This is a genomic window from Oleiphilus sp. HI0061 (genome assembly GCF_001635675.1).
The window spans coordinates 1-538 of sequence record NZ_LWFE01000933.1; the positions used below are offsets into that span (position 1 = coordinate 1).

General features: G+C 44.1%; 2 protein-coding genes. Both read right to left on the minus strand.

Going from position 1 to position 538, the window contains the following annotated elements; genetic code table 11:
* The coding region (locus tag A3735_RS10980) for a DUF2797 domain-containing protein (RefSeq protein ID WP_231882540.1) at nt 1-294 on the minus strand (294 nt) is incomplete at its 3' end.
* Between the two features lie 15 nt (nt 295-309).
* A partial coding sequence (locus tag A3735_RS10985) for a YeaC family protein (RefSeq protein ID WP_068638053.1) occupies nt 310-538 on the minus strand: 229 nt, incomplete at its 5' end.

Genomic DNA, 538 nt, shown 5'->3' on the forward strand with positions numbered 1-538 from the left:
TTCCGGCTCACGGCAGGTACCTTGTGCATAATGACAAAGCTCAGGGCTCATAATNCAGCGGTCACACTGGGCCAACTTGGTAAAGCATCGATAACAGTAACCTTGGTTAAAGCTCTTGTTGGTACGCTTCTGACAATGAAAACAGCGAATCTCGCCGTTAGAACGAAAGCGTAATTTCTTGCCAAGATAATCTGCAGGATTGCATTTTGTATCACCAAAGTTCAAGGTGTAACTTACCGGGTTCCCCTGACTCACTGTCATTTTACTTAAATGACCTGATGCAACTTGATTCATTAATCGTCTTCTTTGTTAGTGCAATATACGGATAGTCGACTCATCATCACTATCGTCTTTTGGCCCGCATGGGGAGGTCTTTTTCGTTGTATCAACATAGCCGGTTCGATTGCTTTCATCGAGTCCATGTTTTACTTCATAAAGCATGACCGCCTGAAGGCATATTTCTTTTTGCTCACGAGAGAGGGTCCGGCCATCGGGCCACTTTCCCAACTCTATCGCTTGTTTGAACTTTTCGTAAATT